This window comes from Paraburkholderia edwinii (assembly GCF_019428685.1).
Lineage (GTDB): Bacteria > Pseudomonadota > Gammaproteobacteria > Burkholderiales > Burkholderiaceae > Paraburkholderia > Paraburkholderia edwinii.
Genome location: NZ_CP080096.1, coordinates 2563082 through 2576865, shown reverse-complemented (window position 1 = coordinate 2576865; position 13784 = coordinate 2563082). Strand labels below are relative to the sequence as shown.

The following is a 13784-nucleotide window of genomic DNA, read 5'->3' as shown; positions in this document are numbered from 1 at the left end:
CTCCGGTAAAAAAGAAACGCATTTGCCGATCGCATGCATATGCAAGCATTGTTTCGCCCTTAGTGAACGGCGAGAAACCAGCAGGGCATGTGGCATAACACCGGACATCGGCGCGAATTCCTGGGCAGGAGAGAAATTGCGCACACAACCACCCGCACTCGAAGCAGAGCGCGCATGAGAACACGCACAAGAGAACGGAGACAATCAACATGCATTCATGCGACGACGACCTCGCACAGTTCGCTGCAACAGGTGCACCGCCGTTACCCGCAAGCGAGCGTGAAGGCCATATCGAACACGATGGCGCAAGCCTCTGGTATGCGGCTTGCGGAATGCGCGGCGACCGCGTGCCGGTCGTGCTGCTGCATGGCGGCCTCGGTCATAGCGGGAACTGGGGTCACCAGGTGCCGGCGCTCGTGGCAGCAGGGCATTACGTCGTCACGATCGACAGCCGTGGCCATGGCCGCAGCACACGCGACGCGCGTCCTTATCGCTATGAATTGATGGCATCGGACGTCCGCGCGGTGCTCGACGCATTGCATCTCGAACGGGTCGCGCTGATCGGATGGAGCGACGGCGCGTGCACGTCGCTGATACTCGCGGCGCAAGCGCCCGAGCGCGTGGCCGGCGTGTTCTTCTTCGGCTGCAATATGAGCCCGGACGGCGCGAAACCTTTCGTCGCGACGCCGGTGATCGACCATTGCTTCGAAAGGCATGTGAAGGACTATCGGCAGCTTTCGGCCACGCCGCACGAGTTCGATGCATTCGTCGAAGCGGTTAGCACGATGCAAAAGACCGAGCCGAACTGGAGCGCGCATCAACTCGCGCAGATTCGCGTGCCGGTGACGATCGCGCAAAGCGAACATGACGAATTCATCAAGCGCGAACACGCCGAGTATCTGGCGCGCAGCATTCCGGGGGCGCAGTGGCAGCTACTGGAACGTGTCAGTCACTTCGCGCCGCTGCAACGGCCTGCGCAATTCAATCGCGCGCTGGAATCGTTCCTTGCGCAACTTGTGTGAATTGACGGGGCGGGGCAGAGCTTACGAAGCGCAATGCAGCGCGGCTTCGAAACTCGCTTTTTAAGCGGTATTCAAAGCCGTGGTATTCAAGGCCGCATCCCGATCGTCACGCCGCACGCGGCCCAACGACCGGCACAACCGCCGCCGCATCCTTCTGCAAATGATCGACAAGAATACGCGCCGGCATCGGCAGCGTATCGAAGTTGCGCGCCACGATCACGAGCGGCCGGAACGCCCACGGTTCTTCGAGTTCGATGGCGCGAATGCCCGCCGACTCGAGATAAGGCAGCACGCTTCCCTCCGGCAATACGCCAATGCCGAGACCCGCACCGACCATATTGCGCACGCCCTCGAAGCTTGTCACCTCGATGCGCACGCGCATGCGCCGGCCCGCGCGTTCGGCGGCTGCACGGCATAGTTTCGGAATCGACGTGCCGTACGGCATGCAAACGAAATCGTCGTCGAGCGTCTCGTCGAAGGCGACGCGCGTGCGTTCGGCGAAGCGGTGTGCCTTCGGCACGATCAGCACGAGTTTGTCGACGCGATAGGGACGCACCTGCAGGTCGCCCAATGCATCGCGCGAGGCCGCGCAGATGCCGAGATCGGCGACGCCGCTGGCGATGGCCTGCACGACTTCGTCGCTGGTCTTCTCGACCATATCGACGCGCACTTGCGGATTCACATGCAGAAACGAATTGAGCGCCGCCGGCAGATACAGCACCATCGCGGTGAAATTCACGTAAATGCGCGCATGGCCGCGCAAGCCTTGCGAGTACTCCGACAGTTCGTCGGAGATCTGCTGCAGATGCTCGACGAGCCGCTTCGCATGATGATAGAGTGCGTCGCCGGCCGGCGTGGCCAGCACGCCGCGGCTATGCCGATAGAGCAGCGGCGTGCCAGCCTCGGCTTCGAGATCCGACACGCGCTTGCTGACCGCCGACGCAACCAGATGCATCCTGCCCGACGCGGCCGCGATGCTGCCTTCTTCGACGACGGCGACAAAAATCCGCAGCGATTCGATGTCGAAGCGCAGCGGACGCTCCTCGGTGGCGCGCATGCTCTAGCACCCTTCCATGTACGGGTTTCCCCCTGGTTTTGCGGTTCTTTAGCGGCTGGCGACCTCCATCGACGATCCATCTCGATTGGCGATGGCAGCGCTGAATAATCAGAAATTCTCAAATGGTGCGCCAAACCGCATTCTATAACCCATCCAGCGTTGGACGCAGGCGTCGGCAGGTGGCATCCGCGGCGGCGAGCCATCGCGCGCCGCGAGGCCCGCACTGAACGCGCGGGCCGCGGCATACAGCGACGGTCTTATGCAATGCCGTTCGGCAATCTGCTCGCCCGCGGCTTTCATTTCATTCAATCCGTTGAACTCAATCGAATCGATGGACGCAACACTTTTCTCTCCTCTGAAGCTCGGCTCGCTCGAACTGGCGAACCGAATCGTGATCAGCCCGATGTGCCAGTACAGCGCGATCGAAGGCTCGGCTAGCGCATGGCATCGCATTCACATCGGCAACCTGTCGCAAAGCGGCGCGGCCATGATGCTGCTCGAAGCGACCGCGGTCGAACCGGCGGGACGCATTACGCCGCAATGTCTCGGCCTCTATTCGGACGACAACGAGCGCGCGCTCGCCCGCGTGCTCGAGGACGTGCGCGAGTTCAGCGATATGCCGATCGGCGTGCAGCTGAACCATGCGGGCCGCAAGGCCTCGAGCGAACCGCCGTGGCGAGGCGGCACGCTGATCGCCGCCGCAGACGGCGGCTGGCAGACCTTTGCGCCGTCGCCGATCGCGCAGCGCGACGGCGAAGCGACACCCGCCGGACTCGATCGTGCCGGCTTGCAGCGGATTCGCGACGCGTTTGTCGCGAGTGCACGGCGCGCGGCGCGCGTTGGACTTGCCTCGATCGAATTGCACTTCGCGCATGGCTATCTGCTGCACCAGTTTCTGTCACCGCTGTCGAATCAACGCAGCGACGAATACGGCGGCTCGCTCGAAAACCGCATGCGCTTTCCGCTCGAGATATTCGAAGCGGTGCGCGCCGCGTGGCCGGCGGACAAGCCGCTCGGCGTGCGCGTGTCGGCGACCGACTGGGTGGAGGGCGGCTGGGAACTCGACGGCACGATCGAACTCGCGCTGCGGTTGAAACAGCTTGGCTGCGACTGGATCGACGTGTCGACGGGCGGCTTGTCGCCATTGCAGAAGATTCCGCTTGGCCCGCATTATCAAATTCCGTTTGCGAAGGCGGTGCGCGAGGCGACCGGCATGACCACGGTCGGCGTTGGCCTCGTCACGCAGGCGGCCGATGCGGACAAGGTCATTCGCAGCGGCGAGGCCGATCTGATCGCGCTGGCTCGCGCGGTGTTGTGGGATCCGCGCTGGCCGTGGCATGCGGCGGCGGAACTCGGCGCAAGCGTGACGGCGCCGCCGCAATACTGGCGCAGCGAGCCGCGCGGCGTGAACAAGGTGTTCAGCGGCGCGTCGTTCGGACAGCGGTAAAAGAAAATGCAATAAGCCGGCACACGAACCGGCAGTAGGACGCAGGCAAGTACATTGGAGACAAAGCACGATGGAACAAGGGCAAATTGCGGTCGGCGCACGCGGCCGCTGGTACGACGGTCTGACGGCGATGCACTGGCGCGTGCTGCGCGCGAGCTTTCTCGGCTGGATCTTCGACGGCTATGAGGCGCTCGTGCTGGTCGTCGTGCTCGTGCCGATGCTGCATTCGGTGCTGACGCCGGCGCAGGCCGCATCGTCGACCATCTACGCCGGGATCGTGATCGGCATCACGCTGCTCGGCTGGGGCATCGGCGGACTCGTCGGCGGTATTCTCGCCGACTACGTCGGTCGCAAGCGCATGATGCTGTGGTCGGTACTGTTATACGCCCTGTTCTCCGGTTTCACTGCGCTCTCCGATACGGTCTGGACCTTGTGCGCACTGCGCTTTCTGACCGGCCTCGCAATGGGCAGCGAATGGAGCACGGGCATTGCGCTGCTGTCCGAGACGTGGCCCGAGGAAGCGCGTGCGAAAGGCGCCGGCTTTCTGCAATCGGGCTTCGGTTGGGGCACGCTGACGGCCGCGGTCGTCTGGTACGCGATGTCGTCGCTCCATCCGCTCGGCGCCGAAACATGGCGTCTGATGTTCGTGCTCGGCGCGGTGCCCGCGCTGTTCGTCTTGTATATCCGGCGCGGCGTGAACGAATCGGAGAAATGGCAGCGCGCGGTGCGCGAGAAACGCTGGAATGCGACGTCGGCTTCGGTGTCCGCATCGTCGCCCGCGCAACGAGGCACGAATGCAGGGGTGAACGGAGCGGCAAATGCAGCCGCAACCGCAACGACGCACAGCGAAAAACGTCCTTTCACGCTCGCGCAACTGTTCAACGAGCGCGAGGCCGCACGCCGCACGCTGATTCTGCTCGTGCTGTCGATCGTCACGACGGTCGGCTGGTGGGCGATCTCGAGCTGGCTGCCCACACACACCGTAGCGATCGCAAAAGCGCAAAACATTGCCGACCCAATGTCGTGGGGCTCGAAGGTGTCGATCTCGTACACGATCGGCGCGATCGTCGCGTATATGGTCGCGGGCTTCATTATCGATGCGATCGGCCGCAAGGCGTTTCTGTCGCTGAGCTTCGTCGGCTCGCTCGTGACGACGGTGATCACCTACAAATTCACGTCGAGCGTCGAAGCGATGATGGTCGTCGCGCCGATCAACGGCTTTTTCACGCTCGGCTGCGCGTACGTATGGATGGCGATCTATCCGTGCGAACTGTTCACGAGCACCGTCCGTTCGACGGCGATCAGCTTCGTGTTCAATGCGGCGCGGCTGATTGCGTGGGTCTTTCCGATTATCGCAGGCAGCATGATCAAGTCGTTCGGTGGCGTGCCGCAAGCGGCGATGGCGCTCGGCTCGGTCTATGTGATCGGGATCGTGCTGCCGTGGTTCCTGCCGGAAACGCGCGGAAAGGGCATGCCGGACTGACTGCCCCCAAAGCGAGCCTGCCTCGAGGTACGCTGATGTTTCAAAAGCGCGCGGTGTTTAGCCGTTTTCAACGGTTGAATGCCGCGCGCGTGCTTTATGCTTCGTGTAATCGGGTTCGCGTGAAAGAATAACGGTGTGGCTGCGACGATCAGTCACCCGGAAAAACGATCATGAAGGAGACACGATGCGCGATCTGCTTGGGAAGACCGCTGCAAAGGCCGCGGCATTTCTGCTGACATTTATCGTTGGCACGGCTGCTTGCGCAGCGCCGGTCGGCGAACTTCACCGCACCGCGTACGATCCGACCGCGAGCCTGCGCGACGCGCAGCATCGCACGCAACTGCGCATCACCGTCTGGTATCCGGCGAGTGCCGACGCGGTGGAACGACCCGTTACGATCGGTCCACCGGACAAACCGCTCTTCAACGTCGGCGCCGACGCGCCCAACGCGCCTTTTGCGGCAGGCGAGCGGCGCCCCGTCATTCTGCTGTCGCACGGCTTCGGCGGCAGCGCCCGCATCATGGGCTGGTTCGGCATCGCGCTCGCGCGCGACGGCTATGTCGTCGTCGCGGTCGATCACCCCGGCAACAACGCAGGCGACCCAATGACGATACCGGGCGCATTGCTGTCGTGGGATCGCGCGGAAGACCTGCGCGTCGCGCTCGATGCAGTGGCGCGCGATCCGCTCGTCGGGCCGCACATCGATATTGCGCGGCTCGGTATCGCGGGCTTTTCGGCCGGCGGCTTTACGTCGCTGGTGGCAGCCGGCGCGCGCGTTCAGCCGAGCCGCCTCGAGCAGTTGTGCCGCGTGCATCCCGACGATGCAATGTGCAAGCCGCAACTCGAATTCACGGTGACGCAGCAGGATTACTATCGCGAAATCGAGCGCCCCGAGATTCGCGCCGCGTTTGCGCATGCTGAAGACAATCACGGCATCGCGCACGTTCGCGCGGTGTTTGTGATGGCGCCGGCGCTCGTGCAGGAGATCGATCCCGCGAGCCTCGAGGCACTGCACACACCCGTGCGCATCTTCGTGGGCGATGCGGATACGGTCGCGCCCGCGCCATCGAACGCCGTGGTCGCTGCACGCCTGATTCCCGACGCAATGCTCACGCGCCTCGACGGCGTGACGCACTACGATTTCCTTGCGACCTGCGCCGCCGCGGCGCGCGCAACGATACCCCCATGCGCGCAGGCGGTCCGCCAGGACGAAGTGCATCGGCTGACGCTCAATGCGGCGACCGCGTTCTTCGAAGCGCGGCTCGGCACTGCGGCGCACTGAGCGAAACAACGAGGCGCGGCAGCCGGGCTCGGCGCGCCGCAACACCAGGCGTCACAGGCACGGGCAGCTCAAAACGAGCCGCCCTGTGATGCAACGCATCACTCCCATCCGTTACACATCCCCTGCAAAATCCGCTTGAACAAGTTGCGGTCCGCAATTATATTGGTTGCACATCGCAACCAGATAAGAGCGGCCGGACAGGCCGGGAGGCCCGCCATGGACTTCGTCGCACAACCCGAAAAGTCGCGCGACCGCACGATCCTCGAACTGCGCGAGTTCTCGCGCAAGCTTGTGCGCGAACTCGGCTTCATGCGCTCGACGCTTGCCAACAGCGAGCTTGCGCCGTCCGCGTGCCACGCGATTATCGAGATCGGCGGCGCGCCGGGCATGCCGGCGCGCGATCTCGCGAATCTGCTGCGCCTCGACAAATCGAATACGAGCCGGCAACTGGCGAAGCTCGAGGAAGGCGGGCTCGTCTATCGCGAGACGTCGAGCGACGACGCGCGTTCGTCGCTGCTTTATCTGACCGAAGCGGGGCAAAAACTGCGCAGAAAGATCGACCGCTTCGCGACCGACCAGGTGTCGAATGCATTGCGCAAGCTCGTACCGGAGGATCAGCAGGCGCTCGTGCGATCGCTCGCGCTCTATGCGGATGCGCTCGCAGTCGATAACGACACGGGCAAGACGGCGCGCGACGCGCCCGCCCTCGCGCCGGCGGGGCAGATCGAGACCGGCTACCGGCCCGGCTGCATCGGCGATATCGCGGCCCTGCACGGGCGTTACTACGCGCGCGAGTCGGGCTTCGGCGCGTTCTTTGAGCGGCGCGTTGCATCGGAGCTGGCCGACTTCGCTTACCAGCTGCCCGCCAGCGGCAAGGAATTGTGGTGCTACGTGCAAGACGACCGCACGCTCGCTTCGATCGCCATCGACGGCGACGAGGCGACCGGCAAAGCGCACCTGCGCTGGTTTATCGTCGACGACGCGGTGCGCGGCACCGGCGTCGGGCGCCGTCTGCTCGCGAAAGCACTCGATTACGTCGACGCGCGCTTCAACGAGACCTTTCTATGGACGTTCAAAGGGCTCGACGCCGCGCGTCATCTGTACGAATCGGAGGGCTTCACGCTTACGCACGAAGCCGAGGGCATGCATTGGGGACAGCCGGTGGTCGAGCAGCGCTTTGACCGGCCGTCGCGCGGTGAGCCGCGTGGCTAGGCACGCAGGTGATCACGCAGCCTTGGCGTTCATCAAGAGCGGCGTCGCATCAACGTGCTGGCCGCTAGCCTCGTAGCCGCTCGACACTAGCCGTCGAGATCAAACACCTGGTCCATCATCGACCACTGTTCGTGATCCCTGGCGCTCGCAAGCCGCGTCTGGCAAGGCGCGGTCAATTCCCACCAGCGCTGCGTCTCGGGGTCGGCCGCGATCGCCGCCATATCGGTATTGAAATCGTCGCCGTGGTATTCCCAGTAGCCGACCAGCAGATTTTCCGGCTCGCGCAGGAAAATCGAGTAATTGCGGATATTAGACTGCCGGATGCGTGCCAGAACGGCAGGCCATACGGCCGCGTGCAGCGCCTTGTATTCGGCGATTTTCTCCGGCGCGATGCCGACCAGCATGGCCATCTTGCGCATCCAATGCTCCGTTGTGTGAGTTCAAGAAGCGCCTATCGTACCTGCACTGCAGGTTGCACATTGCCTACGCGGGCAATGCTCATGCATGCGCGCGGCAAGCCAGCGAGCGGCGGAATCTGCTCGACCCATATTGCATTCGGCGCGGCCGCACATCAGCTCACGTGCAGTTCCATCAGGAAATGCGGACAGCTATGAGGTTCAGCGCTTTACGCTGACTTCATTGATGAGCTTCAACATCTATTGGGAAGGTGCGCCGGACGAATCGGCCTAGCCTGGCCCGGCCTGTGAGTGCGTGATGCGTGCACATTGGAAAACGCATGTCGCACGCCGTAATCACGCTCAGCGCATTCGAGTGAAGATAACAGAACGGTAATCCGCGCGACGGCGAACGGCAAAGCAGTACGTCTTACGATCGGGCGACGCTCGCTTGAGTCTTTTGCCTGAGCGTTCTGCTTAACCTTCCACGCACAAAGGTATCCACCGGTATGTCCACTCGTTCCCGACTCGCCACCGTTGTCGCGACGGCGGTTGCATTGCTTGTGCTGTCCGCCGCCGCGGGCCTCGCGTTTATCTATTCCGGCCTCTACAACGTCGCGGCCAGCTCGAAAGACAACCCGGTCATCGCATGGATGCTGCACCGGACGTACGAAGCCTCGCTGCACCGGCACGGCGGCAAGGACCTGCCGCCGGCCGACCTGATGTCGCTCGAAAATGTCCGCGCCGGCGCGCGCATGTACGACTCGACCTGCGCGCTATGTCACGGCGCACCCGACCGGCCATTGAGCGCGGTCGGGCAGGGCATCGAACCCGCGGCGCCGCAACTGCTCGCGGCAAGCCGCCGCAACAACCCGCCATTGATGTTCTGGGTGATCAAGCACGGCGTGAATATGACCGCAATGCCTTCCTTCGGCAAAACGCAGTCGGACGCGACGATCTGGCAACTGGCCGCGTTTCTCTATAACGGTCGCGGTATCACGAAAGACCGGTACGACACGCTCAAGTCCGGCGCGAACTGAACGGCGCCCAGGAATCGCAACTCACGGCGCCGCGCGGCACAGCATATCGACGCGCAGATAACAGACTCGTAATCAATGCGTCGGAATCGGGTAATGGCCGGCGGCGCAGACTGATCTTCATCGCGAGACATCTGCTGGCCGCTTCAGCGCCAAAGCGCTCAAGCGCCGAGGACACTCGCGCGTCGTTCACCTTCGAGGAAATCCGGCCAATGTGGATCGTCAAGCTCGCGCTCAAGCGCCCGTACACGTTCATCGTGCTGGCTATCTTGCTGTTTATCGTCGGGCCGCTCGCGATCGTTCGCACGCCGACCGATATCTTCCCGAACATCAACGTGCCGGTGGTCAGCATCGTATGGTCGTTCAACGGCCTGTCCGCGCAAGACATGTCGCAGCGGATCACCTCGATCTACGAACGCGCGCTGACGACCGACGTCGACGATATCGAGCATATCGAATCGCAATCGCTGAACGGCGTCGCCGTGGTGAAAGTGTTCTTTCATCCGGGCGCTGACATCAACCGCGCCGTGGCGCAGGCGTCGTCGAACTCCGAATCGCTATTGCGGCTCCTCCCGCCCGGCACCTTGCCGCCTAACATCATTACGTACAACGCGTCGACGGTGCCGGTGCTCGAACTCGGCCTGTCGAGCGATACGCTGCCCGAGCAATCGCTGTACGACCTCGGCAACAGCTTTATCCGCACACAGCTGGCCACCGTGCAAGGCGCGGCCGTGCCGCTGCCGTTCGGCGGCAAAGTCCGCCAGGTGATGGTCGAGCTCGATCCGGCCGCGCTGCAGGCGAAGGGCCTTGCGCCGCTCGACGTGGTCAACGCGGTGAATGCACAGAACCTGATTTTGCCGGGCGGCACCGCAAAAATCGGCACGCGCGAGTACAACGTCGAGATGAACGGCAGCACCGACTCGATCGAGGCGCTGAATAACCTGCCGATCAAGACGGTGAACGGCGGCGTGGTTTATGTGCGCGACGTCGCGCATGTGATCGACGGCTACGCGCCGCAAACGAATATCGTGCGCAGCGACGGCAAGCGCGCGGCGCTGCTCGAAATCGAAAAGACCGGCAGCGCATCGACACTCACGATCATCCAGCAGGTGAAGTCGATGCTGCCGAAGATCGAGGCGGGCCTGCCGAGCGCGCTCAAAGTCACGCCGTTGTCGGACCAGTCGGTTTTTGTGAAGTCGGCAGTCGACGGCGTGGTGCGCGAAGCGGCGATCGCCGCCTGCCTGACGGCCGCGATGATTCTGCTGTTTCTCGGCAGCTGGCGCGCGACGCTGATTATCGCGGTGTCGATTCCGCTCGCCGTGTTGACGTCGCTCGTCGCGCTGTCGGCACTCGGCCAGACGATCAACATCATGACGCTGGGCGGCCTCGCGCTCGCAGTCGGCATCCTGGTTGACGACGCAACGGTCGCGATCGAGAACATCACGCATCATCTCGAGAACGGCGAAGCGCTGCACGATGCGATTCTGAACGGCTCCGGCGAAATCGCGGTGCCGACATTCGTTTCGACACTGTCGATCTGTATCGTGTTCGTGCCGATGTTTCTGTTGTCTGGCGTGGCGCGTTATCTGTTCGTGCCGCTTGCGGAAGCGGTGGTGTTCGCGATGTGCGCGTCGTACTTCTTTTCTCGCACGCTGATTCCGACGCTCGCGATGTATCTGATGCGCGCGCGCAAGAAAGTGGAGCACGCATCGCACAACAACTCGCCGCACGGACGCTTTGCCGTATTCGCACGCTTTCAGGCTGCCTTCGAACGGCGTTTCGAGGCGTTGCGCAAGGTGTATCGCGGCGCGCTCGAACGCGCGATCGCCCAGCGGCGCCGCTTTATTCCGCTGTTTCTGCTGCTGTGCCTCGGTTCGCTCGTGCTCGTACCGTTTATCGGTCGCGACTTTTTCCCGGCAGTCGACACCGGCGAAATCCGCCTGCATTTGCGTGCACCAACCGGCACGCGCATCGAAGAAACCGCACGTATCACCGACGAAGTCGAAGCAAAAATCCGTAATGTGATTCCGGCCTCGGAACAGGGCTCGATACTCGACAACATCGGCGTGCCGGTCAGCGGCATCAATCTGACTTACGACTCGTCGGACCCGATCGGCTCAGAGGACGCGGACGTCCTGATCACGTTAAAGCCGGACCACCGGCCGACCGCGCAATACGTCGCGACGCTGCGCAATGTGCTCAACGCGTCGTTTCCCGGCGTGACGTTCGCGTTTCTGCCGGCCGACATCGTGAGCCAGATCCTCAATTTCGGCCTACCCGCGCCGATCGATGTGCAGATCGTCGGCAACAGGCTCGATGCGAACCGCGTGGTCGCAAACGACCTGCTGACGAAACTGCGCGGCGTGCGCGGTCTCGTGGATGCGCGCATCCAGCAGCCCGGCGACGCACCGGCCATCAACGTGAACGTCGACCGAACCAAGGCGATCCAGGCGGGCCTCACGCAGCGCGACGTCGCGCAGAACCTGCTGATCGCGCTGTCCGGCAGTTCGCAGACCTCGCCGAATTTCTGGCTCGACCCAAAAAACGGCGTCAGCTACCCGTTGATGGCCGAAGTGCCGCAATACGACATCCATTCGCTGCAGACGCTCGCGAATATTCCGATCACGACGGTTTCGCCGAAGGTCAATCCGCAGAATCTGCTCGGCACGCTCGGCACGATGTCGCGCGGCACGCAGCAGGCGGTGGTCTCGCATTACAACGTGCAGCCGGTGCTCGATATTTTCGCGTCCGCGCAAGGGCGCGATTTAGGCGGCGTCGCGTCGGACGTGTCGAAGCTCGTCGACGCGGCGCGCGCGCATTTGCCGCCCGGCTCGTCGATTATCGTGCGCGGCCAGGTGCAGTCGATGAACGAATCGTTCAACGGCCTGGGCTTCGGCCTCGTGTTCGCGATCGTGCTCGTCTATCTGCTGATGGTGGTGAATTTTCAGTCGTGGCTCGATCCGCTGATTATCGTGAGCGGCTTGCCCGCGTCGCTCGCCGGCATCTCGTGGATGCTGTTCGCCACGCACACCACGTTAAGCGTCCCCGCGTTGACGGGCACGATTCTCTGCATCGGCATTGCGACCGCGAACAGCATTCTCGTGATCAACACCGCGCGCGAGAAACTCGCGGCCGGTGTCGAACCGCTGGCCGCCGCGCTCGACGCGGGCTTCAGCCGCTTCCGCCCGGTGCTGATGACGGCGCTCGCGATGCTGATCGGCATGCTGCCGATGGCGCTGGGCCTCGGCGACGGCGGCGAACAGAACGCACCGCTTGGCCGCGCCGTGATCGGCGGACTCGCGGCCGGCACGTTGTCGACGTTGATTTTCGTGCCGGTGGTGTTCGGCATGGTCCATAGCTGGCTCGCCAGGCGCAGGAATGCGGGGCGTGCGGTTGATTCCGCGAATTCCGCGCACGCGTGACATGTGCGACATGTGACAGAGCTTCGTTCAGCGACCCGATGCCACCCGATGCGACCTATTGCGACCCAATGCGACCTGTCGGTGATGCCTTCTTCCAGAGAACCGCGATGAATACCCCCCAAACCGAGGATGCCGGGCTCGAACAGTCGAGCGACAACAACGCGCCGGAGCAGCGTGCGGATGCACCGCCGCCGGCCGCACGACCGCGGCGCCGTTACGTGCTGCCGCTCGCGATCGGCGGACTCGCCGCGGTCCTGCTCGCGGTCGGCCTCGCGCCGCGGCTCGAAGCCAAACGCGCGTTGACGGAGCAGGTGGCGGCGCAACGCGCGCTGCCCGTATCGATTGTGATGCCGAAGCCCGCGCCCGCATCGAGCGAACTGCTGCTGCCGGGCTCGGTGATGCCATATGCGGATGCATCGATCTACGCGCGCACAAGCGGCTATGTGCTGCACTGGTACACCGATATCGGCGCGAAAGTAAAAGCCGGCGACACGCTCGCCGTGATCGAAACGCCGGAACTCGATGCGCAATTGCGTCAGGCGCGCGCCGACGCGGCGACCGCGCAGGCCAACTACGACTACGCGAACACGACATCAAAGCGCTGGCAGGAGCTGCTGCAGACGCAATCGGTCGCACAGCAGGACGCCGATGCGAAAGCGAGCGACATGGAGGCGAAACGCGCGATTCTTGCGTCGGCGCAGGCGAATGTCGCGCGTTTGTCGGAGCTCGTGTCGTACGAGAAGGTGACGGCGCCGTTCGATGGAGTGATCACTGCGCGCAACGTCGACGTCGGCGCACTCGTGACCGCGGGTGGCACGCCGGGGCTCGCGGCGATGCCGGGCGAACTGTTCCATATCGAGGAGACGAACACGTTGCGTGTCTATATCGATGTGCCGCAAAACGATGCGAGCGAGGTGCGCCCCGGCACGCCGGTCTATCTGACGACGCAGCAATATCCGGGGCGGCGCTTTGACGCAAAGGTTGCGCGCAGCGCCGAAGCGATCGATCCGGTCAGCCGCACGCTGCGCGTCGAAGTCGATGTCGATAACAAGGACGGGGCGCTTCTGCCGGGTGCTTACGCGCAGGTGCATCTGCGGCTCGATGCCGCGCATCCGGCGCTCGAACTGCCGGTTAGCGCGCTGCTGTTCCGGCCCGATGGCGTGACAGTCGCGGTGGCCGGCCCGGACGACAAGGTGCAGTTGAAGACCGTGACGATTGGCCGCGACTTTGGCACCTATGTCGAAGTTGCGACGGGGCTCGCGAAGGCCGACCGCGTGATCAACAACCCGGGGGATGCGATCGTGGCGGGCGAAGCGGTCGCTATCGAACCGTCCGTATCGACGATGCACGGTGTTGCGGTGGCCGGCAAATGACGCGCGCTGATGCTGGTATTGATGCCGATGCTGATGCTGATGCCGATGCAAGGA

General features: G+C 63.5%; 10 protein-coding genes. 8 read left to right on the top strand and 2 right to left on the bottom strand.

Annotation, left to right across the window (positions count from 1 at the left end; all coding sequences use genetic code 11):
- The first annotated feature begins 209 nt into the window (after positions 1-209).
- Entirely contained in the window at positions 210-1022 is an 813-nt protein-coding gene (locus KZJ38_RS33005) for an alpha/beta fold hydrolase (protein WP_219801221.1), read from the top strand.
- 106 nt (positions 1023-1128) lie between these two features.
- On the opposite strand, the gene KZJ38_RS33000 is transcribed toward KZJ38_RS33005, so the two are convergent.
- Entirely contained in the window at positions 1129-2079 is a 951-nt protein-coding gene (locus KZJ38_RS33000; RefSeq protein WP_246641893.1) for a LysR family transcriptional regulator, read from the bottom strand.
- A gap of 331 nt (positions 2080-2410) precedes the next feature.
- Here KZJ38_RS33000 and KZJ38_RS32995 point away from each other — a divergent pair, with 331 nt between their 5' ends.
- From KZJ38_RS32995 to KZJ38_RS32980, 4 genes are all read left to right on the top strand, one after another.
- Complete coding sequence (locus tag KZJ38_RS32995) at positions 2411-3526, top strand: NADH:flavin oxidoreductase/NADH oxidase (RefSeq protein WP_219801220.1); 1116 nt, start codon at positions 2411-2413, stop codon at positions 3524-3526.
- A gap of 70 nt (positions 3527-3596) precedes the next feature.
- Positions 3597-5009, top strand: a complete 1413-nt coding sequence (locus KZJ38_RS32990; protein WP_219801219.1) for an MFS transporter — start codon at positions 3597-3599, stop codon at positions 5007-5009.
- Between the two features lie 184 nt (positions 5010-5193).
- The gene (locus KZJ38_RS32985) at positions 5194-6291 is read left to right on the top strand and encodes an alpha/beta hydrolase family protein (protein WP_219801218.1); all 1098 of its coding nucleotides are present in this window, start codon (positions 5194-5196) and stop codon (positions 6289-6291) included.
- 216 nt (positions 6292-6507) lie between these two features.
- Positions 6508-7503, top strand: coding sequence for a helix-turn-helix domain-containing GNAT family N-acetyltransferase (locus tag KZJ38_RS32980; RefSeq protein ID WP_219801217.1), 996 nt, complete (start codon positions 6508-6510; stop codon positions 7501-7503).
- Between the two features lie 86 nt (positions 7504-7589).
- Here the strand turns inward: KZJ38_RS32980 and KZJ38_RS32975 are convergent, their stop codons facing one another.
- Positions 7590-7922, bottom strand: a complete 333-nt coding sequence (locus KZJ38_RS32975) for an L-rhamnose mutarotase (RefSeq protein WP_219801216.1) — start codon at positions 7920-7922, stop codon at positions 7590-7592.
- Positions 7923-8407: 485 nt separating this feature from the next.
- Here KZJ38_RS32975 and KZJ38_RS32970 point away from each other — a divergent pair, with 485 nt between their 5' ends.
- The 3 genes from KZJ38_RS32970 (at position 8408) to KZJ38_RS32960 (ending at position 13730) form a co-directional block, all read left to right on the top strand.
- On the top strand, positions 8408-8938 hold the full coding sequence (locus KZJ38_RS32970; protein ID WP_219801215.1) for a c-type cytochrome: 531 nt from the start codon (positions 8408-8410) through the stop codon (positions 8936-8938).
- Positions 8939-9147: 209 nt separating this feature from the next.
- On the top strand, positions 9148-12357 hold the full coding sequence (locus KZJ38_RS32965) for an efflux RND transporter permease subunit (protein ID WP_219801214.1): 3210 nt from the start codon (positions 9148-9150) through the stop codon (positions 12355-12357).
- A gap of 107 nt (positions 12358-12464) precedes the next feature.
- Positions 12465-13730, top strand: coding sequence for an efflux RND transporter periplasmic adaptor subunit (locus tag KZJ38_RS32960; RefSeq protein ID WP_219801213.1), 1266 nt, complete (start codon positions 12465-12467; stop codon positions 13728-13730).
- The last annotated feature ends 54 nt before the right edge of the window (positions 13731-13784 follow it).